Below are 22,857 nucleotides of genomic sequence, written 5' to 3' on the forward strand. Positions count from 1 at the left end.
CTATGCCGCCGCCCTGGCCTGTTGCGCATAGTCCCAGTACAGCGTGCGCGCACGGCTGAACACCGGACCGATCGGCATCGTCCGCTCGTCGATGCGGATCACCGGCGCGACCTTGGCGAAGTTGCCCGATGAGAATATCTCGTCGGCGTTCAGAAAATCGTCATATCGGAGCGTCGTCTCGACCACACTGACGCCGTCGCCTCGCAGCAATTCGATCACGCGCTGTCGCGTGATCCCGTTGAGGAAGGTTCCGTTCGGCACCGGCGTGAAGACAACGCCATCCTTGACCATGAACACGTTGGCATTGCCGAACTCGGCGACATTGCCGAGCAGATCCAGCATCAGGCAATTGTTGAAGCCGCGCGAGGCCGCCTCGATCAGCGCGCGCGAATTGTTCGGATAGAGGCACGCCGCCTTGGCGTCGACCGGCGCGCATTCGGCCGTCGGCCGCCGGAACGGCGACAGCGTGATGGCGTTGCCCGTCGGCTGCGGCATCGGCGCCTCATAGATGCACAGGCACCAATTGGTGGTCTCGGGATCGAACAGGACACCACCGCCGGCGCCGTGCTGCGCCCAGTACATCGGGCGGATGTAGAGCTCGGCTCTTGCTGCGAAGCGCGCGACGCCCTCTCGCGCCAGCCCCATCCAGGTCTCGACGTCCACCACGGGCTTGAGCCGGAAATTGATCGCGGACTGATTCACCCGCGCGCAGTGCCGATCGAGATCGGGCGTCACGCCTTCGAATGCGCGCGCACCATCGAACACGGTCGATGCGAGCCACGTCGCGTGGGTCCGGACGCCCATGATCGGTGCATTGCCCTCGCGCCATTCGCCGTCGAAGAAGGTCCAGGTCTGCGAGTAACTGACAGGCTTGACAATGTGGGTCATGGCGGCGCTCCCGTTCGGCATCGATCGTATCTGCACTTCTGGCGTGAATATTTTAAGGATTTCCCGGTCGCGACCTGCCGCTCATGATCGATTCACTGCTGATGGGCACAATGCCCGATGCCTTGGTTAACTGGAGCTGTCATGCCGCTCGACCCTCGCGCCCAGCGCCTGCTTTCGATGGTGGCGGCAGTTGTGACGGAAAGCCGGGAGCCTCCGAGTCCCCGGCAACGCCGGCAGTCGCTGGCGAAACTGATGCAGTTCGCGCGCAACGACTGCGGCGCCGCCATCACGCGGGACGGCGATTTCTCCGGTCCCTCCGGGCTGCTTCGTTATCGCCTGTATACGCCTGCAGCAGGCCTGGACGATACCGGGATGCCGCCCGGCTTCGTATACTTTCACGGCGGCGGTCTCGTGGCAGGCAGCATCGACACGCACGACAAGGTCGCCGCCGCGCTTGCCGCCGCCGCCGGCTGCCGGCTGCTCTCGATCGACTACCGTCTCGCTCCCGAGCACACGTTCCCCGCAGCAATCGAGGATGCGATCGCTGCGGTTCACTTCGCCATCGATCACGCGGCCGCGCTCGGCATCGACGGCAATCGCATTGTGATCGGCGGCGATTCCGCGGGCGCCACGCTCGCCGCCGCGGTTTGTCAGCAGGCTGCCGGCAGCACCGGTCTCAGGATCGTGCTGCAATGCCTGATCTGCCCGGTGCTTGATTTTTCCAACCCCTGGCCGTCGCGCGAGTTGTTCGGGACCGGCTATCTGATCGACAGGGCGACCTGGCAGGCCGACCTCGCCGACTATCTGGCCGGCGAGTCCGATGTCGCCAATCCCCTGATATCGCCCTTGTGCCGCGAGACGCTGGCTGGGCTTCCCCCCGCCGTGATCCACACCGCGGAGTTCGATCCGATGCGCGACGAGGGCAATGCCTATGCGGCACGGCTCACGGAGGCCGGCGTCACCGTCGCGCATGTCTGTCACGACGGCATGGTTCACAATTTCCACGCCCTCGGCGCGATTTTGCCGCAGGCGAAGGTCGCACTGGATCTGGTCGGGCAGCAGATCCGGTCGCTCCTGCGTGTCCCTGTTGCGCGCTAATTCGAAGCTCTTCGGCCACATATCGTTAGGGTTATTTCGTCGTTCTTGTCGCGAATTATTGCCCGCTTTACGCCTGCGCTCCTACAACGACACCACTCGCGGAATACGAGCAGCTCGCCGCATTGATCGAAGCGAGCGGGGAGATCGCCGATGCGCAACGAGACGATTGCAATCCACGCCGGCTATGAGCCGGAGGCGACCACCAAGGCCGTCGCGGTTCCGATCTATCAGACCGCCGCCTACGCCTTCGACAGCGCCGATCACGGCGCCGCGCTGTTCAATCTCGAAGCCGAGGGCTATCGCTACAGCCGGATCTCGAACCCGACCACGGCGGTGCTCGAGAAGCGCGTCACCGAGCTCGAGGGCGGCGTCGGCGCGCTCGCCGTCGGCACCGGGCAGGCGGCACTTCACTTCGCATTCGTCAATCTTGCCGATGGCGGCGGCAACATCGTCTCGGTGCCACAGCTCTACGGCACCACGCACACGCTGCTCGGTCACATCCTGCCGCGCCAGGGCATCACCGGACGCTTTGCCGAAAGCGATGCGTCCGACGCCATCGAGCGTCTCATCGACGAAAACACCAAGGCCGTGTTCGCCGAGACGATCGGCAATCCCGCCGGCAATGTCTGCGACATCGAGGCGCTGGCGAAGCTCGCGCATCGCAACGGCGTCCCGCTGATCGTCGACAACACCGTCGCAACACCGATCCTGCTGCGGCCGTTCGATTACGGCGCCGACATCGCGGTGCATTCGCTGACCAAGTTTCTCGGCGGTCACGGCACGACGCTGGGCGGCATGCTGGTCGACAGCGGCAACTTCCCCTGGAAGGATCACGCCGACCGCTTTCCCGCCTTCACCCAGCCCGACGCGTCCTATCACGGGATGGTCTACACCGATCATTTCGGCCGCAGCGCCTATATCCAGCGCGCGCGCAGCGTCTATCAGCGGACCATGGGCGCGGTGCTGTCGCCGTTCAATGCCTTCCTGCTGCTGCAGGGCATCGAAACGGTCGCCCTGCGCATGGAGCGCCACGTCGAGAATGCGCGCAAGGTCGCCGAATTCCTCCGCAACGATCCGCGCGTGGCGTGGGTCAACTACGCCGGTTTCGCCGACAGCCGCTATTATCCCCTGGTCCAGAAATATCTCGACGGCCGGGCGTCGTCGCTGTTCACATTCGGGATCAAGGGCGGCATGGAGGCGGGCAAGGCGTTCTACGACGCCCTGAAGCTGGTCACACGGCTGGTCAATATCGGCGATGCGAAGTCGCTGGCCTGCCATCCCGCATCGACCACGCATCGGCAGATGCCGCCGGACGACCAGCGCAAGGCGGGCGTCCTCCCGGAGACGATCCGGCTGTCGATCGGCATCGAGCACGTCAGCGACATCATCGAGGATCTCGACCAGGCGCTCGCCCAGGCCTGCCCTCGCACGCGTCAGCTGGATGCGGCGGAGTAGAGCGATCAGCCTATGACCCTGCTGTTCGACCGACATCGCAGGATCGCGAGCCCTGCCCTCGCACCCGCTGAGTTCGACGACCGCGGCCGACGCCCGATCGAGCTTTCGATCGGCCTCGTCAACAACATGCCGGACAGCGCCCTGAAGGCGACTGATCTCCAGATCGGCCGCCTGCTGCGGCAGTGCGCGCCGCGGCACGTCCGCATCCGCCTGCACTGTTTCTCGCTGCCCTCCATCTCTCGCTCGCAGGCGGCCAGGAGCCACGTCGCCCAGTCCTACGCCGACATCGGGTCGCTCGATCGGCTCGGCATCGACGGCCTGATCGTGACCGGCGCCGAGCCTGTCGCCGCGGCCTTGCGCGACGAGCCCTATTGGTCGGACCTCACCTCCGTGATCGACTGGGCCAGAACCAACACGCGCTCGACCATCTGGTCGTGTCTCGCGGCCCACGCGGCCGTGCTGCATCTCGACGACATCGAGCGGCAGCGGCTGGCGAGCAAATGCTCCGGCATCTTCGACTGCGTGAAGGTCCAGGACGACTGGCTCACGCACGGCATCCATTTGCCGCTTCAGGTGCCGCACTCCCGCCTCAACGCCGTCAACGAGCCGCTGCTGGCGGAGCGCGGCTACGACATCCTGACCCGCTCGGACGAAGTCGGCGTCGACATTTTCGCGCGCTCGATGCCGAGCCGGTTCGTGTTCTTCCAGGGCCATCCCGAGTATGACGCGCTCTCCCTGCAGCGCGAATACATGCGTGACATCGCGCGCTTTCTCGCCGGGCAGCGCGACGACTACCCGCGGCTGCCGAAATCCTATTTCAGCGCCGAGAGCGAGGCGGTGCTCAACGCGTTCGAGTGGCGGGCCAAGGAAAGGCGCGACCCGACGCTGGCGGCCGAGCTCCCGGGATTGACGCTGCGGCCCGATCTCGCCGCCGAAAGCGCCGCCCAGACGCTGTTCAGGAACTGGATCGGCCATCTCGGGCAAACCGGATAGCGCCAAGGCCCGCGTCCCATCGCAGCGATCGCGCGATCGCGCGCCGTCTGTTAGATTGGCACGGCACACTTCGCTTGCAAGGTTCCGATGGCCCGACGCACCGGCAGCGCCGATCTTCCGCTCCATTCCGGACGCGTCCCGGCCTGGCTCGGCACGCGCATGGCCTCGCTCGGCGCCATCATCACCCAGGCGATCGTGCATCATTACGGCCGCGACGAATTCCTGGCGCGGATGTCGCATCCGTTCTGGTTCCAGTCGTTCGGCGCCGTCATGGGCATGGACTGGCATTCCTCCGGCATCACCACGAGCGTGATCGGCGCGCTGAAGCGCGGGCTGAAGCCGCTGTCCGGCGAGCTCGGCATCTACGTCTGCGGCGGCCGCGGCGAGCATTCGCGCAAGACGCCCGACGAGCTGCGCCTGCTCGGCGACCGACTCGGCCTCGACGGCGAGGAGCTGGTGCGGACCAGCAAGCTCGTCGCCAAGGTCGACAGCGCCGCGGTGCAGGACGGCTTCGACCTCTATCTGCACGGCTTCTTCGTCACCGCCGACGGCAAATGGACCGTCGTGCAGCAGGGCATGAATGGCGACGCCCGCCAGGCCCGGCGCTATCACTGGCACTCGCAACAGCTCGCGAGCTTCGTCGACGCTCCGCACAGCGCCATCGACGGTCCGGTCCAGGGCGAGATCGTCAACCTCACCGACAAGCGCGCCGCGCCGTCGCGCGACGCCCAGCTCGAGCTGCTCACCGAGCTCGGCCCCGACCGCGTCGTCGCCGAGTTCGCGCGGCTGAGCACGCCGGAGCCGGCGCAGGGCCTGCTGCCGCATCTGGTCATGCCGGCGCATCACGACGTCAGGCCGAAGGACGTATTCGCCCGCCGCCTTCACGGCACGCTGGCGGCCGCGGCCGAGCGCGGCCCGGTCGACTTCCCCGACCTGCTGCTGACGCCGGGCGTCGGCGCCCGTACCGTGCGCTCGCTCGCCATGGTCGCCGAGGTCGTGCACGGCGCGCCGTATCGCTTCGGCGACCCGGCGCGGTTCTCGCTGGCGCATGGCGGCAAGGACCGGCATCCCTATCCGGTGCCGATCAAGGTCTATGACGAGACCATCCGCGTGCTCAAATCGGCCGTCGGCAACGCCAAGCTCGGCCGCGACGAGGCGCTGTCGGCGCTGAAGCGGCTCGACGACCAGGCCCGCCGGCTGGAGCGCAGCGCGACCGGCCCCTCGCTCGATGCCTACATCGCGACCGAGCGCGCCGCCTCGCCAGAGCTCGACGGCCGTTCGGTGTTCGGCTGGGAGCGCGACCTCATCCAGCGCACCGGCGAGGCGTAGCGGCATGCCGGCGCGCAGCGCGGGCGTGCTCGCCTTTCGCCGCACCGCCGATGGACTCGAGGTGCTGCTGGTACATCCCGGCGGCCCGTTCTGGCGCAACAAGGATCTCGGCGCCTGGTCGATCCCGAAGGGCGAGTTCGGCGCCGGCGAGGCGGCCGAGGCGGTGGCGCGGCGCGAATTCGCCGAGGAGCTCGGCACGACGCTGACGGCGCCGCTCGTGCCGCTCGGCGAGATCAAGCAGCGCGGCGGCAAGGTGGTCGAGGCATTCGCCGCCGAAATCGATCTCGATGCCGGCAGCATCACCAGCAACGCGTTCGAGCTCGAATGGCCGCCGCGTAGCGGCCACATCAGGCGTTTTCCCGAGGTGGACCGCGCCGCCTGGTTCGACCTCGCCGAGGCGAGGGTCCGGATCAATCCAGCCCAGGCCGCGCTGCTCGACCGTCTCGTGGCGATCGGCGGAGGGTGAGCTGTCACCATCCGCCGCCGACGTCACGCCGCTCGGACGTTGCCGAGGAATCGCCCGGTCTGGGTCTTGAGCTGATCCGACTGGCTGCCGAGCTGGGAGGCCGCGCTCAGCACCTGCGCCGCCGCGGCGCCGACCTGGCCGGACGCCTCGCGCACGCCGACGATGTGCTGCATGACCCCCTGGGTGCCCTGCGCCGCCTGCTGAACGCTGCGGGCAATTTCCTTGGTCGCGGCACCCTGCTCCTCGACCGCGGCTGCGATCGCGTCGGTGATCTCGTTCATCTGGCCGATGGTCGCGCCGATCTCGCGGATGGCGTTGACCGTCGAGCCGGTGGCGTCGCGGATGGCTTCGATCTGGCTGGTGATCTCCTCGGTCGCCTTGGCGGTCTGCGCCGACAGCGCCTTGACCTCGTTGGCGACCACCGCGAAGCCCTTGCCGGCCTCGCCGGCACGCGCCGATTCGATGGTGGCGTTCAGCGCCAGCAGGTTGGTCTGGCCGGCGATGGTCTGGATCAGCGCCATGACCTCGCCGATCTTCTGCGACGCGTGGACCAGCCGGTCGACCATCGCCTCCGTCCGCGTCGCCTGCCCGACCGCGTTCTGAGCGATCGAGGACGACTGCGTGACCTGCTTGGCGATCTCCTGGATCGATGACGACAGCTGCTCGGCGGAGGCCGACACCGTCTGCACGTTCTTGGCGGTCTGCTCGGCGGCCGAGGCCACCTTCGCGCTCTGGTCGGTCGTGCCGGAGACGATGCTCGACATCGATTGCGCCGAGGTCTGCAGCTCGCCGGCGGCGGTCGCGGTGGTCTGGATCACGCCGCCGATCGAGCGCTCGAACTCGTCGGCGATCCGCACCAGCACCGTGCGGCGCTCCTCGGCGGCCTGCTGCTTGGACTGCTCCTGCTCGGCCCGGAGACGCTCGCTCTCGGCGAGATGGTCCTTGAAGATCTGCAGGCTGCGCGCCATGCGGCCGATCTCGTTCCTGCGATCCGTGAACGGCACCTCGAGGCCCAGATTGCCCTTGGTCAGCTCGTCCATCACGGCGCAGGTACGGTCGAGCGGAACGACGACGCTGCGTCCGAGCCAGAAGGCGACGACCGCGGCCACCAGCAGACCTGCGAGCGCGCCGAAGCCGGCCCACAGCGCGCGCTGATAGACGACCGCATCGATGTCGTCGACATACACGCCGGCCTGGATCGCCAGCATCTTGTCGCCGCTGCCATAGGCGCCGACGTAGGACATCTTCGGCAGCTCGGTCGTCCCCCCCGCGCGCGGCACCTTGTACTCGACGAAGCCGCCGCCGGCGCGCGCCATGCGCACGATGTCCTGGATCAGGAGCTTGCCGGTGGAATCCTTGAAGTCCCAGCGGTTGACGTTGATGTATTTCGGGTTGGCGTGGACATAGGTCACGCCTGCATCCGACGATCCGGTTCCGTAGACGCCGAGATAGTCGTTGTACTGGCCCCAGCGCATTGCGCCGATCGCGGCGTAGGCCTGCTGCCGCGCCTGCTCCGGCGCCATTTTGCCGGCGGTCGCCGCGGCGTCATAATAGCTCAGCACCTTGACGGCGGACTCGACGAGGTTGCGGACCATGGTCTGCCGCTCCTCGAGAACGGTTCCGCGCAGCATCAGGATCTGCATGGCGGAGACGGCGAACAGTGCGATCGACATCACGGCGATGATCGCCGCGAGACGCTGATAGACAGTCAGGTGTCGCATTTTCTGGTTCTCGTTGCGTGGACTGTATGCACGATACCAACCGTACATTAATGGTTTGCTATCCGTTCCGTCCGAACACTGGCGAACTAATTAGTTTTTGGACAGATCATGTCCACTCACGCGAACTCAAGCCTGAGAACAACCAACCCGAGCTGGGGTGGCGATCGTTCGAATTAACATGCGATAATCAGAAGTATCGTCCAAGGGGGCGGCCGGTTCCCTTGCCAGTTCCAGTGGGTCAGGTGTCGAGTTCCCACGGAGTTTCGTCGTCGCGACGCGTCAGGCGCCCGAGCTTTGTGCAGCGAAGCCCTCACCTCTTGGGAAGACCAGGCATCGGCTGATTCCTGCGGCCCCCGTGCGGAAAGGAATGCACGGGGCAGGAACCACAGGTTCAGCCGGGTTTGCCCGGCCTTCCCTGCGCAATGGTGTTACGGCTGCTTCGCACTCTCCTCGGGGACCGGCGTTCTTGCCCCCGTTTGCGACAACGCGCCAATGGCACGCCGCGCAGGCATCAGCGTCGGGATGCCAGGACCATGCGACTTGACCGTCCGTGCCGGCGCCGCTCGTCAGTCGGCGCCTGCCCGTCCATCACATCCCACCTCAACGCTCCTGACGATGCGCAGCGCCCCTCGTCGATGAGGCGGGATAAGCAGAGAGAAGCACGAATTCCGATAAAACGAAAGAACAAAATTTGCGCAGGCGGGCGCGATTGCGCCGATGTCGTTGAGACGGCGAATGAACTTTGTGTTTCGGCGCAGGGGGAATGCGGCATGTCGCGGCGCTCCCGGCGGAGCCCATGTCCGGCCCGACGGGCGACTCGGTCGAACGCCTCAGGGAGAGACCGCCGCGCGCGCCGGCCGGCGCTGCCGCAGCAGCAACAGGATGACCACCGCCGCGCACGAGCAGGCCAGGCTCAGCGCCAGCGGCGCTTTGCTGCCGTAGCGGGTCAAGAGCTCGACGAGGATGGGCGCCGACACCGCCGACAGCAGGTTGAGCGGCAGTCCGATCTGGGCGGACGCCTTGGCGAACGCCGCCTTGTCGTAGAACACCAGCGGCATCGTGGCTCGCGCCACGGCGAGCGCGCCGCTGCCAAGGCCGTAGATCAGGATGAAGCCGCCGATCGCGGCGTGCGACCCGTCGCTCAGCATCAGCAGCAGCATCGCCACCGGCAGCGCCAGTCCGGCGACGATCGCGGTGGTGATGCCGTCCCAGCGGCCGCCGCCGAGAAAATCGATGGCGCGGGCGCTGATCTGGATCACCCCCAGCATCGAGCCGAAACCGACCGCCTCGGCCGCCGACAGGCCTTTGGCCTTCAGGAGCTCGATCAGCACGGCTCCCATCCCGAACGCGACGAAGGCGTTGAGGCCGGAGGCGCCGACCAGCAGATAGAACGTGCCGCGCGACGGCGTCGATGCGGGAGCCGACGCCGGCGCATCCGATGACGGCGGCAGATGATCATGGACGCGCCGCGGCAGCAGGAACACGAACAGCGGCAGCGAGACCAGCAGCAGCAGGCCGGCATAGACGAGACAGGTGCTGCGCGAGCCGATATGCGCGGAGAGGGCCGAGGTGACCGGCCAGAAGATGCTGCTCGAGAGGCCCGTGACCAGCATCAGCGCGCCGATGGCGCTGCGCGCGCGCAGGCCCGCGATCTCGTTGAGCACGATGTAGGAGGCGGTCGAGAGCGTGGCGCTGCCGGCCACGCCGAGCAGCAGCCAGGCGGCATAATAAGAGAGCGGCCCCTGCGCCGCAGACAGCAGCGCGTAGCCCGGCGCCGCCAGCAGAGTGCCCGCGATCATCACCCGCCGCCCGCCATGCTTGACGAACGGCCGCGCCAGCAGCGGCGAGCACAGCCCCATCGACATGTACAGCACCGTCGTGCTGGCGAAGATCGCCGTCAGCTCCATCTCCAGATCCGCCGCCATCGCCCGGCCGATCACCGCCGGCAGGCTGAGCGTGCCCCAGGCGATCAGCTGGGTGATGGCGAGCACGATCAGGACGCGCAGGAGGGAGGGGTCGGCGATGACGGAGGGCATTTCGGACGGGGGCACTGCACGGAGGTGACGCGCGGCGCGCGTTGCAATCCTAATTCTAGAGCATTCGCGCCGAATCAGCCCCGCTGTTTCGGAATTGCGGCCCCGCCGCCGGCGGGGTGCTCGTGCCAGGTGCCGGCAACTGCACGCACGGCCGCCGGCCCGAGCAGGAGCAGCATGAGCAGCGCCGCACGGGAGCAGCCGATCGTCAGCCCCCATGGGTCTCAAGGCGAAGCAAGAGCATCGCCTAACGCGCCGCAGAGCGGCGCTCCTCACCATGAGGGTTTAGATTTGGCCGCGAAAAAGACCCTCATCCCGAGAGGCCGCCTTAGGCTGCCGTCGCGAAGGATGGCCGCGAAACGAGCGCTCGCCACAGCTTGTTGCCTCATATGCGATCGCCCCACCGGCGGAGCTCAAGCTTCGCGCGTCTGAAGGAGGTGTGATCGAAACCAGTCACGCGCAGCCGAGGATGATCGTTCGAAGTGCTCGACATAGGGCGCGAAATGCCCGCAGGGCAAACTGACAAACTGTTTTGGCTCGCCGGCGCGCGCGAACGCCTCCCGCGACGCCTCGATCGGCATCAGCATGTCGCCCTCGGCCGCGATCAACATCAGGGGCCGCGGCGCGATGCGATGCAAGAAGGCGACCGGCTCGAAGCTGAAGGTGAGCTCCAGGCTGCGCACGGTAACCTCGTTGCGCCACAGCGGCGAGATCTTCGCCGCCTCCATGCACCAGTCGTAGGCGTCCGATGTCCCCAGGATGCACGGCGTCGTCGCCGGATCCTGCGCCACAACCTGCATGGTCATCGGCGGCTCGCCCGCGGCACGGGCCAATCGCTCGCCTACGAACAGCTGCGACAGCTGCGCCTTCGTCTCCGCCGGAATGTGGCTCCAGATCGCGCCGCCGCTGAGGAACGAGACCTGCACTGCCACGCAGCGGATGCGCTGATCGATCGCCGCCGCCTGGATGGCGACACCGCCGCCATAACTGGAGCCCCAAGCGCCGATCCTTCTGGGATCGACGCGCGACAGGGTCATTGCGAAGGTGATGGCATCGCGGTAGTCGGCCAGCTGCTGCATCGGGTCGATCTCCTGCCGGACGCGCCCTTCGCTCTCGCCAAAATTGCGGGGATCATAGACCAGCGCGCCGAGACCGGCTGCGCTGAACGCGGCGGCATATTTGTCGAGATAGCTTTCCTTGAGCCCGCTGAAGCCGTGATGAAGCACGACGATGGGCGCTGTCGGCGCGTCCCCCTGCGGCGGCACGTGCCAGCCGCGCAGCACCGTACCATCGTCGGCCTTGAAGGCCACCTTCTCGAACCCAGCCCGCCGTTCCGAACCGACCATTGCAACCTCCCTTTGCTCTCGTCTCTCCGCCTTGTCTGCACGGCGGTCACAGCCTAGGCTCTAGTCCAAGCGCGGCACCGACGTCCCGGACGGCAGCGAAAGCGAACCCGGACGACGGCGAAACGCGGGCGGACGCAGCCGCCGCAAGCGAGGGCCTCCGGGCGGCCGAGGGAAAGCGTTGCAGATGCCGAACGTGCAAGGGTTTGCCTCGCTGACCGCGCCCACGACGTCCCTCGACCCACTGCTCGGCTGGACCATTCACGAGGCCATCTCGCTCCGTCAGCAGTTGAGGCAGCTAGGCGATGCTCTCGTGATCGAAGCGCAGGTCGCACAGGGCTGCGCCGGGATGCGCCGCGCTTCCGATGCCGGTCTGGTGGTCGTGATGACCGTGATCGAGGGCCGGGAGCGCGGCGAGGACTCAACGGGCACGGTGCTGTTCGAAGCGGGCGACGTGATCGTCTGGAACACGCGCGAGACGCTCGCCTTCGCCACGCTCAGTCCGCTGCGCAAGATGATGATCGCCTGCCCTGAAGCCGTGATCCGGAATTTTCACCCCGACCTGATCGGACGCGGCCGCCTGCATCTGCCCGGCCGGCACGGCTTCGGCGCCGCCGTGTCCGGTTACTTCGAGGGCTTCGCCGGCACGCTGGCCGAGATGGACGACCGCGAGGCCCATGCCGCCGTCGATACCGGGCTCGAGATCGTCGCCAGGGCTGCGCGCCTCGTGCGCCGCGACGCTGCACCGCGCCGCTCATCCGCGCGGCTCGCGCGCATCATGAGCTACATCGACGCACAGCTGCACGACCCCGATCTCGACAGCGCCGAGATCGCCGCCCACTTCGGACTATCCGTCCGCTCCGTACAATTGTTGTTCGCCGAGCACGGCACCACGCCCTCGGAATGCATCCGCCAGCGCCGCCTCAACCGCTGCCGCCGCGACCTCCAAGCCGCGCGCCGAACCGAGAGCATCACCGACATCGCCCTGCGCTGGGGCTTCAACGACCCCTCGCATTTTAGCCGCCTCTTCCGCCGTCGATATGGCGTGCCCCCGCGCACGCTCGTGCGGAAGAGGCCGGAGGGCTGACGGCCCGCAGCGATTTCATCTTCTCGCAACTGAATGGAATGGCTGGGATGGGTGACTGGCGGAGAGAGTGGGATTCGAACCCACGGTACGGTTTCCCGCACACACGCTTTCCAAGCGTGCGCCTTAAGCCACTCGGCCATCTCTCCAGCGGCCCTCTCTTGGCGGGGTCGGCGGCGTTTTGCAAGCCGGGCGGGGGCTCCGGCGGCAAATTTCCCCCAAATCGCTGATAAAAATCATCAATCCGCCCTGGTTGCGGGCTCGGTCGGGGGCCGCTGCCGCGCGCCGGCCGATCGATGAACCGGCTGGCCGGCCGGCACGACCACTGATTTGCAGCCCGTCGGTCCGGCTGCGCATGAGGGACCTCGCGATGCCGTCATCCACCCCTGCCCGTCTCGCCGTGCTGCTGGCGGCAGCATTCAGCCTGACTGCCGCCGGCCCGGCGCGCGCCGATCAATGCACCAAGCAGGGCGTCGACGTGACCTGCGACGACGGCCGCAAGGGGATCTGGCAGGGCGATGCGATCCTGTGGCCGGACGGGACCAAGTCCAGCCTGAAGCCGCACCCGTCCGTCATCGTCGGCAACAAGGCATCGGTGGTGGTGGGACCCGGCGTGTTCGTCGGACAGGGCAACGGGATGGTGCCGATGGACAATCCGAGTTCGCCAAACAAGCTGCGCTGCGCCGTGCTCGACGGCGTCTCCTACTGCCATTGAGCCTCGCCGCCGCGCGGCGGCGAGGTGTAACGCCCGGTTCAGTGATAGCGCGCGCCGGGCGACAGCATGCGGCCGGCCAGAAAACCCGCCGGCGCTGCAGGCAGAGGCTCGATCTCGACCTCGGCCGAGTCACCGTCCTGCAGGGTCTCGACGAAGTCGGCAAACCATTGCTGGATCGAATGGCGGCGCAGCTTCGTCATCATGATCTCATAGCGCATGCGGCGCTCGTTGAGCGGCATCGACAGCGCCATCGCGATCGTCCGCGCCATGCCGTCGATGTCATGCGGATTGACGATCAGCGCCGCGTCGAGCTCGTTGGCGGCGCCGGCGAATTTCGACAACACCAGCACGCCGGGATCGACCGGGCTCTGCGCGGCGACATACTCCTTCGCCACCAGGTTCATGCCGTCGTGCAGCGGCGTGACGACGCCGACCTGGGCGCTGCGATAGAGGCCGGCCAGCACGCCCTGACCATAGCCCTTGTTGAGGTAGCGGATCGGCGTCCAGTCGACCTCGCCATGGCGGCCATTGACCTCGCTGACGAGGCGCGCGACCTCGCTCTGCAGATTGCCATAGGCCTCGATCGATTCGCGCGACGGCGTTGCGATCTGCAGCAGCGACGCGGCGCGCAGCAGGCTCGGGTGCATCGTCCACATCCGGTCGAACGCGTTGATGCGGTTGACGAGGCCCTTGGAGTAGTCGAGCCGGTCGACGCCGATGGCGAGCTTCTCGCCATTCAGGCTGCGGCGCAGCCGCGACACGTCCGGATGCGCCACCGCCTTCGCCGCCTGCTGCGCAAACTTGTCGGCATCGATGCCGATCGGGAACACCGCCAGACGTGTGCGGCCGTGCAGCGACCTGACCACGCCGTCACGCACCTGCAAGCCGAGATCGGCGCGGATGCAGGCGGTGAAGTTCTCGCGATCGTCCTCGGTCTGGAAGCCGATTAGATCATAGGCGAGCATCGCGGTGACGAGATCGCGGTGATTCGGCACGCTGTCGATGACGCTGCGGGCGGGCCACGGCGTGTGCAGGAAGAAACCGATCGGGCTCTTGACACCGAGCGTGCGCAACTCCGCGCCGAGCGACAGGAAGTGATAGTCCTGGATCCAGAACAAGGTGTCCTGCTTCTGGAACCGGAGCAGCGCGCGCGCCACGAAGGCGTTGACCTCGCGATAGGACCGATAATCATCATGCGAGACGCTGATCAGATCGCTGCGTGAATGCAGCGCCGGCCACAGCGCCGAATTGGCGAAGCCTTCGTAGTAGCCGGCATAGTGCGCAGCCGGCAGATCCAGCAGCGCGAGCGCGCCTTCACCGATCTGCTCGATCTCCGCGATCGGTTCCGTCTGCGCGCCGTCGCGCACACGTCCCGAAGATCCCACCCAAACTGCCCCCGATTTCTCCACGATGGGCAGCAATGCTGCCGCAAGTCCGCCGGTCATTGGCTCGTTGGCTTTGCCACGTGCCACCCGATTCGAAACCACGACGAGGTTCACAGCTCCCTCCTGTTGGTCATGTCGGTTAACAGCTGTTCATCAATATGGTTCCAGGCCACCCTTTCAACCAAATGAAACCAAATTCGGGCATTCGCGCGGTGTAATCACAGCGTCAATCAAGTCAGAACGTTTCTAATCAAGAGCGACGCATGCAACATGCGAATGCATGGCGGATGGAACTAATAACGCGGCGATACCGAGCCACTGCGCGGACCGCTAGGTCGATGAATTAGTTCCGCCGTCGGCGAGGCGCGCCAGGAACGCGCGCACGTCGTCCGGAGCGTCGAAATGTCCGTCGACACCGAGCGCCCGACGGCCGACCGAGAACGACAGGCCGGCGAAATCCGGCATGATCGCGAACACCGTCTCGTCGGTGACGTCGTCGCCGATGAAGAACGGCTTGCGTCCCTTGAAGGGCGCGTGCCGCATCAGCTCGCGCACACCGCTCGCCTTGGTGAAGCCGGCATGCTTGATCTCGCACACACATTTTCCGGGCAGCACCTCGATCGGCGCCTCCGGCAACTCGGCGCGGATGCGCGACACCTCCTCGTAGATCGCCTTCTCCGCCTGCGGCGCGAGGCGATAATGCAGCGCCAGCGAGTACCCCTTGTCCTCGAGCAGAATGCCGGGGCTGAGCTTGGCGATCGCAGCGAGCCTGCGCTTCAGCTCCCTGTCCAGCGGCGGCGCCTTGATCGCATCCGCCTCACTGCCGCCGCCGAGCCGCATCTCCGCGCCATGACCGCCGACGGCGGGGTAGACCTCCGGCGCGAAGATGAGATCGATGTCGTTGAGTGAGCGGCCCGAGACCAGCGCCAGCGCGCCGGAGGTTCGTTGCAGCAACGCGTTCAGTGCCTCGGCAAGCCCCGGCGGGACCCACACCTCGCGCGGTGTCGGCGCGAGATCGAGCAGGGTGCCGTCGATATCGAGCAGGATCGCCACCTCGCGAAGATGCGGCACGAGACTCACCGGCGTCGGAACGATCTCGGCGGGCTCCGCCGCAGGAGAACCGATCAGATCGGAGTTGTCGGACATCATCATCTACTCCATGACAGCGAGCGGGCGCGCCACCTGCTCGAGCGATTTGCGCTCGGCCGCAATGGCATAGCGCCAGGCGACGAGCGCCGCCATCAGCATCAGCGCGGCACCGAACAGATAGCCGCCGAACACCGCGCCGCGCGCCCCGCTGTCGAGCAGCGCGCCGAACAGCGCGGGTCCCGCCACGCCGCCGATCCCGGTGCCGATGGCGTAGAACAGCGCGATCGCGAGCGCGCGCACTTCCAGCGGAAAATTTTCCGACACGGTGAGATAGGCGGCGCTCGCCGCCGGTGACGCGAAGAAGAAGATCACCATCCAGGCCGCGGTCTGCGTCGCGGCGCTCAGCACTCCGATCGAGAACAGATAGCCGGTGAGCGCGAGCAGCACGCCGGAGACGCCATAGGTGAAGGTGATCATGGCGCGGCGGCCGAGCGTGTCGAACAGACGGCCGAGCAGCAGCGGTCCGAGCACGTTGCCGGCCGCGAAGGGCAGGATGTACCAGCCGACATGATCGGACTTGATGCCGTAGAAGTCGGTCAGCACCAGCGCGAAGGTGAAGAAGATCGCGTTGTAGAAGAACGCTTGGGCGATCATCAGCGTCAGCCCGACCAGTGAGCGCTGACGATAGACCGAGAACAGCGTATGCGCGACCTCTCGTAACGGCGTGTGGCTACGCATCCGCAGCCGCATCCTCGGCAATTCCTTAGCGCGCGCCTCGCGGTCGTGGCCGGTGACGCCGCGTTCGATCTCCGCCACGATCCGATGCGCCTCTTCGGGATGGCCGTGAATCATCAGCCAGCGCGGACTCTCCGGAATCCACATCCGCATGACCAGCACGACCAGGCCGAGACAGGCGCCGATGCCGTAGGCCAGCCGCCAGCCGACATCCGGGCCGGCGACATCAGGATCAAGCAGCACGATGGCGCCGACGGCGCCGAGCGCGGCCCCCAGCCAGAAGCTGCCGTTGATCATGAGATCGGTCCAGCCGCGATAGCGCGCCGGCACCAGCTCCTGGATCGTCGAATTGATCGCGGTATACTCGCCGCCGATGCCGGCGCCGGTCAGGAAGCGAAACAGCGCGTAGGTCGCGACATTCCACGACAAGGCGGTGGCGGCCGTCGCGGACAGATAGAGCGCGAGCGTGATGAAGAACAGCTTCCGGCGGCCGATGCGGTCGGTCAGCCAGCCGAAGCCGAGCGCGCCGAGCACGGCGCCGGCGAGATAGGCGCTGTTGGCAAGCCCGATCTCGAGATTGGAGAAATGCAGCGCCGGGCTCTGCTTGAGTGCGCCCGACAAGGCGCCGGCGAGCGTCACCTCGAGCCCATCGAGCACCCAGGTGATGCCGAGCGCCAGCACGACGCGGGTGTGAAAGGCGCTCCAGCGGAGGTCGTCGAGCCGGGCGGGGATATTGGTTTCGATGATTCGATCCTGGCCAGCCGTGTCGCCCGGCGGCGCGCCGGATTGCGGCGCTGACGTGACGACGCGGAGGTGCGGAAAGGATGCCTGTCGGGGTGCCATGGAATCCCAATGCGACGGCGCGGGTCGCACCGCATGCTCGACCGAGAGGATGAAGCAAATGCGGCAATGAAACCCTGCCGCTGCGACCCAACGTCTCGCCGCGCGCCGGGTTCCCGGAAGTGGGGCGGGGTTCGGCGCTCGACCCGCCCGGGGGCGCAGCGTTTCCTGAGTGAGGCCCAGGCGCGCCTCATTTCAGGTGTCGTCCCGGGCAAGCGGGCGGAGCGAGCGCGACCTGGCATACCGCGTGATGCAAGATTGGGGCACGCGATCGATATCGCCCGCCACATATCGGCCGCGGCGTATGGATCCCGGCGTTCGCCGGGATGACAGCGGAGGGTTTGGCCGTGGGCTCGCCAGCGCATTTGCGAGCGGCGTGAAGACCAGCCGGTCGCCGCAAGACTCACGCCGCGCGGATGTTCGCCATGAAGCGGTTGAGCTCCGCGCGCAGGCGGGCGCTTTCCGAGGACAGCGACTGGGCCGAGCGCAGCACCTCCTCCGAGGCCTCGCCGGTCTGGGTCGCGCCGCGATTGACCTGGGTGATATCGGCGGCGGCGGCCTGCGTGCCTGCCGCGACGCTCTGCACGTTCCTGGCGATCTCCTGGGTCGCGCCGCCCTGCTGCTCGACCGCGGTCGCGATCGACGAGGCGATGGTCGAGATCTGACGGATCGTGCCGCCGATCTGCTTGATCGCGGTCACCGACTCCTGGGTCGCTGCCTGCATGCCGGAGATGTGGTTGGAGATGTCGTCGGTCGCCTTGGCGGTCTGCTCCGCCAGCGACTTGACCTCGGAAGCCACCACCGCGAAGCCGCGGCCGGCATCGCCGGCGCGTGCCGCCTCGATGGTGGCGTTCAGCGCGAGCAGGTTGGTCTGCTCGGCGATCGCGGTGATCAGCTTGACGACGTCGCCGATCTCCTGCGCCGCGCGCGACAGCTTGCCGATGCGCCCGTCGGTCTCCTCGGCCTGGGCCACGGCGGATTCCGCGATGCGGCTGGACTCGCGGACCTGGCGGCCGATCTCGTCGACCGAGGCCGACAGCTCGTCGGTCGCGCTCGCGACCGAGTGGATGCGGCCGGTGGCCTGGTCGGAGGTGCCGCTCACGCGGCTCGCCAGCGACTGCGTGGTCTCGGCGGTGCGCGTCAGGGTCGAAGCCGCCTGCTCGAGGTGCTCGGCCGAGCTCGAGACGTTGGACACGATCGAGCCGACGGCGGTCTCGAACTCGTCGGCGAAGCGGATGAGCTCGGCCCGGCGCGCGGCGCCCGCAGCCTTGTTCTGGGCGTCCTGCGTCGCGGCGTCGCGCTCGGCCTTGGCCACCGCCTGGACCTTGAACTCCTCGACGGCGGCCGCCATCTCGCCGATCTCATCGGCGCGCCCGAGGCCGGGCAGCCGGACGTCGAAATTGCCCGAGGCGAGCTCGCGCATCGCCTTGCACATCGTGATCATCGGCCTGGAAATGCCGTTGCCGAGCATCAGCGCCAGCACGGCGCCGAGCGTCAGCCCGCCGATCGCCAGCATCGCGATCAGCCGCTCGATGTCCGCGATGGTGGTGTTGGCGGCGGCCTCGATGCGCTGCTGGTCGGACGCGACGTCGGATTTCAGCCCGTTCGACAGCGCGATGATCTCGGTCCCGACGACGCCCATCTCCTGTTCGAGCTTGCCGAGCGCTTTCATGTTCTCCGACAGCTTGATGAAGGCGGCGCGGTACTGCTTGATCAGGTCGCCGAGCTCGGCGACGCGCTGGGTGATCTTCTCGTCATTGGCATAGATCGTCACCAGCGAGGTTTCCAGGAAGCGCGTGCGCGCGATGGCGCCGTCGGCCGTCTTGGCATCGGGCTTGGCGATGTAGGTCCCGACCAGCGCGGACACGGTCAGGTACTGGCCGGTGAGGTCCTTGGCCGTCGTCTGCACGGACGGCAGGCCGGCGAGCGCGGCGGTGTCCGCCAGATCATCGAACTTGAACCGGATCTTGTTGCCGATGATGCCGATCTGGTCGGTCGCCAGCTTCGCGTTCTCGCGGGTCAGGGCAACGATGCTCGAGAATGTCTTGGCGAAGGCCTGAAACTGCGCCTGCAGCTTGCCGACCTGCGCCCGCCGCTCGGCGCCGGTCGCGGCCATCGATTTGTCGATCGCGGCCTGGAGCGCCTGATGGGCAGCGGTGGCCGCCGCCTCGTCGTCGGCTTTGCCGGTCAGGGCATAGTAACGGGCGAGAGCCTGGTACGAGACCAGCTCGCGATCGATGGTGCGGGTGGTGTCGGCTTCCGCAACGCTGCTGCGATAGGCCGCCACTGCCGCGGCGACCCGCTCGAACCCCAGATAGGAGAAGCCGATGCTGACGGCGGATATGGCCAGCACCACGGCAAAGCCCAGGAAGATCTTGCCGCGAAATCGCAGGGTCAGAAAATTGGCACGCCGCGACTGCGGCGCAAGCTGCGCAGACATTCCCACCCCCGACACGCCATTCTTTATATTGGCCAGAAACCAACCGCCCGGCAGCAACGCACCAGAGCGTGATCAAAACTACGTCACAATGGCTAAGGGGCGGTAAATGGGCGGCCTCGGCCTGCGGCCTGCGCTTCACCCGCGCCGGCGCCGCCTCGCGTGGCGTGCCACATGCGACCGAATCGCCGAGGCCGCGCGCAAGACGTCGCAATGACATCAGAGACGAAAATTCGAGTTGCAAAGTCCTGAGGGCGCTGTTTCTAATCAGAATAAGAAAAATTCATCGGGAGGTTACTCGTGTCGACAGTCAAACTGACGGTGAACGGCAAGGCGGTCTCGGTCGAGGCCGAGGATCGCACCCTGCTCGTTCACCTCCTGCGGGATCATCTGAACCTCACCGGCACCCATGTCGGCTGTGACACCAGCCAATGCGGCGCCTGCGTCGTCCATATCGACGGCCGTGCCGTGAAATCCTGCACCGTGCTGGCCGGCCAGACCGCCGGCGCCAACGTCACCACCATCGAAGGCATCGCCAAGGGTGACGAGCTGCACCCGATGCAGGCGGCCTTCCGCGACAATCATGGCCTGCAATGCGGCTATTGCACGCCGGGGATGATCATGTCGGCCATCGACATTGTGCACCGCCACGGAGGCGAGCTCGACGAGAGCACGGTGCGTGAGGAGCTGGAAGGCAACATCTGCCGCTGCACCGGCTATCACAACATCGTCAAGGCCGTGCTCGACGCTGCCGGACGGATGAAGGTCGCGCAAGCTGCCGAATGAGACCGGCGAGAGCCGCCGTTTACCGCAATACCGAGACCACGACCGCTGCGCGCGATGGCCGCGGCGGGACAATAGAACTCCGGTAGGGGAGAGATTCGCATGGGTATGGAAGGCATTGGCGCCAGCGTCGTCCGCAAGGAGGACAAGCGTTTCATCACCGGCAAGGGCCGTTACGTCGACGACGTCAAGCTGTTGGGCATGACCTTTGCCCATTTCATCCGCAGCCCGCACGCGCACGCCAAGGTCAAGAGCATCGACTCCTCGGCCGCCGAGGCAATGCCCGGCGTGGTCGCGGTGCTCACGGGCAGGCAGATCGTCGACGACAAGGTCGGCAATCTGATCTGCGGCTGGGCCATCACCTCGAAGGACGGCTCGCCGATGAGGATGGGCGCATGGCCGGCGATGGCGCCGGAGACCGTGCGATTCGTCGGCCAGGCCGTGGCGGTCGTGATCGCCGAGAGCAAGAACCTCGCCCGTGACGCCGCCGAGGCCGTCGTGGTCGAATATGAGGAGCTGCCGGCGGTCGCCGACATGCCCTCCGCGCTGAAGCCCGGCGCGCCGCAGCTTCACCCGGAGGCCCCCGGCAACGTCGTCTATGACTGGCATATTGGCGACGAGGGGGCGGTCAACGCCGCCTTCGCCAAGGCCGCCAACGTCGTCACCCTGGAATTGACCAACAACCGGCTGGCGCCGAACGCGATGGAGCCGCGCGCGGCGATCGCCGAGTACGATGCGGCCGAGGAGCATTTCACGCTCTATACGACGTCGCAGAACCCGCACGTCGCTCGCCTGGTGCTGTCGGCGTTCTACAACATCGCACCAGAACACAAGCTGCGCGTCATCGCGCCCGACGTCGGCGGCGGCTTCGGCTCCAAGATCTTCATCTATCCCGAGGAGATGGTGGCGCTGTGGGCCTCCAAGAAGGTCGGCCGTCCGGTGAAGTGGACCGGCGATCGCACCGAGGCGTTCCTGACCGACGCGCACGGCCGCGACCACATCTCCAAGGCCGAGATGGCGCTCGATGCCGACAACAAGATCCTGGGGCTGCGGGTCAAGACCCACGCCAATTTCGGCGCCTACATGTCGCTGTTCTCGTCCTCGGTGCCGACCTATCTGTACGCGACCCTGCTGTCGGGCCAGTACAACATCCCGGCGATCTATGCCGAGGTGATGGGCGTCTACACCAACACCACGCCGGTCGACGCCTATCGTGGCGCCGGACGCCCTGAGGCGAGCTACCTGCTGGAGCGGCTGATGGAGACCGCAGCGCGTCAGCTCAAGGTCGATCCGGCCGAGCTGCGGCGCAAGAACTTCATCACCCAGTTCCCGCACCAGACCCCCGTGATCATGGCCTACGACACCGGCGACTTCAACGCCTCGCTCGACGCGGCGTTGAAGGCGATCGACTACGCCGGCTTCCCGGCGCGCAAGGCGGCCGCCAAGGCGCAGGGCAAGCTGCGCGGTCTCGGCTTCTCCTGCTACATCGAGGCCTGCGGCATCGCGCCGTCAAAGGCAGTCGGCAGCCTTGGCGCCGGCGTCGGTCTGTGGGAATCGGCCGAGATCCGCGTCAACCCGGTCGGCACCATCGAGGTGCTCACCGGATCACACAGCCACGGCCAGGGCCACGAGACCACCTTCTGCCAGCTGATCGCCGAGCGCCTGGGCGTGCCGATCAGCCAAGTCTCGATCGTTCATGGCGACACCGACAAGGTGCAGTTCGGCATGGGCACCTACGGCTCGCGCTCGGCCGCAGTCGGCCTCACCGCGATCCTCAAGGCGATGGAGAAGGTCGAGGCCAAGGCCAAGAAGATCGCAGCCCACGCGCTGGAGGCCTCGGAAGGCGACATCGTCATCGAAAACGGCGAGTTCAAGGTGACCGGCACTGACAAGTCGATCGCGCTGCCGATGGTTGCGCTCGCTGCCTACACCGCGCACAACCTGCCGGACGGGATGGAGCCCGGATTGAAGGAGACTGCTTTCTACGATCCGACCAACTTCACCTTCCCCGCCGGCACCTATATCTGCGAGCTCGAGGTCGACGAGGCCACCGGCAAGACGTCGTTCGTCAACTTCGTCGCGGCGGACGATTTCGGCCGGCTGATCAATCCGATGATCGTCGAGGGCCAGGTTCATGGCGGTCTGGTCCAGGGCATCGGCCAGGCACTGCTCGAGCACGCGATCTACGACAGCAACGGCCAGCCGGTGACGGCATCGTTCATGGACTACGCGATGCCGCGTGCCGACGACGTGCCGTCCTTCAAGCTGAGCCACACCACGACCCTGTGCCCGGGTAATCCGCTCGGCGTGAAGGGCTGCGGCGAGGCCGGCGCGATCGGCGCATCCGCCGCCGTGATCAACGCGATCACGGATGCGATCGGCAACAACAAGCTGGAAATGCCGGCGACGCCGGACCGCGTCTGGCACGCGATCCACGGCAACGCCTGATCGAACGGAGGAGCA

17 protein-coding genes and 1 tRNA gene are annotated in these 22,857 nt (G+C 66.8%); 9 read left to right on the forward strand and 9 right to left on the reverse strand.

Translation table 11 applies throughout. The features are described 5' to 3' along the window. The gene (locus QX041_RS13985) at positions 1-888 is read right to left on the reverse strand and encodes a branched-chain amino acid aminotransferase (protein WP_316165679.1); all 888 of its coding nucleotides are present in this window, start codon (positions 886-888) and stop codon (positions 1-3) included. Between the two features lie 141 nt (positions 889-1,029). Between QX041_RS13985 and QX041_RS13990 the strand changes: the two genes are divergently transcribed. The 5 genes from QX041_RS13990 (at position 1,030) to QX041_RS14010 (ending at position 6,229) form a co-directional block, all read left to right on the forward strand. Further along, entirely contained in the window at positions 1,030-1,986 is a 957-nt protein-coding gene (locus QX041_RS13990; RefSeq protein WP_316165680.1) for an alpha/beta hydrolase, read from the forward strand. Positions 1,987-2,136: 150 nt separating this feature from the next. Then, the gene (locus QX041_RS13995) at positions 2,137-3,441 is read left to right on the forward strand and encodes an O-acetylhomoserine aminocarboxypropyltransferase/cysteine synthase family protein (RefSeq protein ID WP_316165682.1); all 1,305 of its coding nucleotides are present in this window, start codon (positions 2,137-2,139) and stop codon (positions 3,439-3,441) included. Positions 3,442-3,453: 12 nt separating this feature from the next. Next, complete coding sequence (locus QX041_RS14000) at positions 3,454-4,434, forward strand: homoserine O-succinyltransferase (RefSeq protein ID WP_316165683.1); 981 nt, start codon at positions 3,454-3,456, stop codon at positions 4,432-4,434. Between the two features lie 87 nt (positions 4,435-4,521). Then, entirely contained in the window at positions 4,522-5,763 is a 1,242-nt protein-coding gene (locus QX041_RS14005; RefSeq protein WP_315717030.1) for a DUF763 domain-containing protein, read from the forward strand. A 4-nt stretch (positions 5,764-5,767) separates the two neighbouring features. Then, positions 5,768-6,229 (forward strand): NUDIX domain-containing protein, encoded by a 462-nt coding sequence (locus QX041_RS14010; protein ID WP_315827900.1) that lies wholly within the window; start codon positions 5,768-5,770, stop codon positions 6,227-6,229. Between the two features lie 23 nt (positions 6,230-6,252). Here the strand turns inward: QX041_RS14010 and QX041_RS14015 are convergent, their stop codons facing one another. The 3 genes from QX041_RS14015 to QX041_RS14025 all read right to left on the reverse strand — a co-directional run bounded on the left by QX041_RS14015 (position 6,253) and on the right by QX041_RS14025 (position 11,329). Further along, on the reverse strand, positions 6,253-7,950 hold the full coding sequence (locus QX041_RS14015) for a methyl-accepting chemotaxis protein (protein WP_316165684.1): 1,698 nt from the start codon (positions 7,948-7,950) through the stop codon (positions 6,253-6,255). A gap of 830 nt (positions 7,951-8,780) precedes the next feature. Beyond that, a complete protein-coding gene (locus tag QX041_RS14020; RefSeq protein ID WP_316165685.1) occupies positions 8,781-9,986 on the reverse strand; it encodes an MFS transporter in 1,206 nt (401 codons plus the stop codon). Between the two features lie 410 nt (positions 9,987-10,396). After that, the gene (locus tag QX041_RS14025) at positions 10,397-11,329 is read right to left on the reverse strand and encodes an alpha/beta hydrolase (protein WP_316165687.1); all 933 of its coding nucleotides are present in this window, start codon (positions 11,327-11,329) and stop codon (positions 10,397-10,399) included. A 184-nt stretch (positions 11,330-11,513) separates the two neighbouring features. Between QX041_RS14025 and QX041_RS14030 the strand changes: the two genes are divergently transcribed. Beyond that, a complete protein-coding gene (locus QX041_RS14030) occupies positions 11,514-12,413 on the forward strand; it encodes a helix-turn-helix domain-containing protein (RefSeq protein ID WP_316165821.1) in 900 nt (299 codons plus the stop codon). A 56-nt stretch (positions 12,414-12,469) separates the two neighbouring features. Here QX041_RS14030 and QX041_RS14035 read toward each other — a convergent pair. Then, a tRNA-Ser gene (locus tag QX041_RS14035) sits at positions 12,470-12,559 on the reverse strand. A gap of 221 nt (positions 12,560-12,780) precedes the next feature. On the opposite strand from QX041_RS14035, the gene QX041_RS14040 reads away from it, so the two are divergent. Then, positions 12,781-13,125: a hypothetical protein gene (locus tag QX041_RS14040; protein ID WP_315717023.1), complete on the forward strand. Its 345-nt coding sequence runs from the start codon at positions 12,781-12,783 to the stop codon at positions 13,123-13,125. A 38-nt stretch (positions 13,126-13,163) separates the two neighbouring features. Here QX041_RS14040 and QX041_RS14045 read toward each other — a convergent pair whose 3' ends face one another. The 4 genes from QX041_RS14045 to QX041_RS14060 form a co-directional block, all read right to left on the reverse strand. Then, a complete protein-coding gene (locus QX041_RS14045; RefSeq protein ID WP_316165688.1) occupies positions 13,164-14,624 on the reverse strand; it encodes a trehalose-6-phosphate synthase in 1,461 nt (486 codons plus the stop codon). Positions 14,625-14,840: 216 nt separating this feature from the next. Then, positions 14,841-15,662 (reverse strand): trehalose-phosphatase, encoded by an 822-nt coding sequence (gene otsB, locus QX041_RS14050; RefSeq protein ID WP_316165690.1) that lies wholly within the window; start codon positions 15,660-15,662, stop codon positions 14,841-14,843. Next, on the reverse strand, positions 15,663-17,177 hold the full coding sequence (locus QX041_RS14055) for an MFS transporter (protein WP_316165691.1): 1,515 nt from the start codon (positions 17,175-17,177) through the stop codon (positions 15,663-15,665). A gap of 400 nt (positions 17,178-17,577) precedes the next feature. Next, complete coding sequence (locus QX041_RS14060) at positions 17,578-19,614, reverse strand: HAMP domain-containing methyl-accepting chemotaxis protein (protein ID WP_316165692.1); 2,037 nt, start codon at positions 19,612-19,614, stop codon at positions 17,578-17,580. 297 nt (positions 19,615-19,911) lie between these two features. Between QX041_RS14060 and QX041_RS14065 the strand changes: the two genes are divergently transcribed. Then, positions 19,912-20,397 (forward strand): (2Fe-2S)-binding protein, encoded by a 486-nt coding sequence (locus tag QX041_RS14065; RefSeq protein WP_316165693.1) that lies wholly within the window; start codon positions 19,912-19,914, stop codon positions 20,395-20,397. Positions 20,398-20,496: 99 nt separating this feature from the next. After that, on the forward strand, positions 20,497-22,842 hold the full coding sequence (locus tag QX041_RS14070) for a xanthine dehydrogenase family protein molybdopterin-binding subunit (protein WP_316165694.1): 2,346 nt from the start codon (positions 20,497-20,499) through the stop codon (positions 22,840-22,842). The last annotated feature ends 15 nt before the right edge of the window (positions 22,843-22,857 follow it).

Origin of the sequence: Bradyrhizobium sp. SZCCHNRI2009, from assembly GCF_032485115.1 — a bacterium.
Lineage (GTDB): Bacteria > Pseudomonadota > Alphaproteobacteria > Rhizobiales > Xanthobacteraceae > Bradyrhizobium.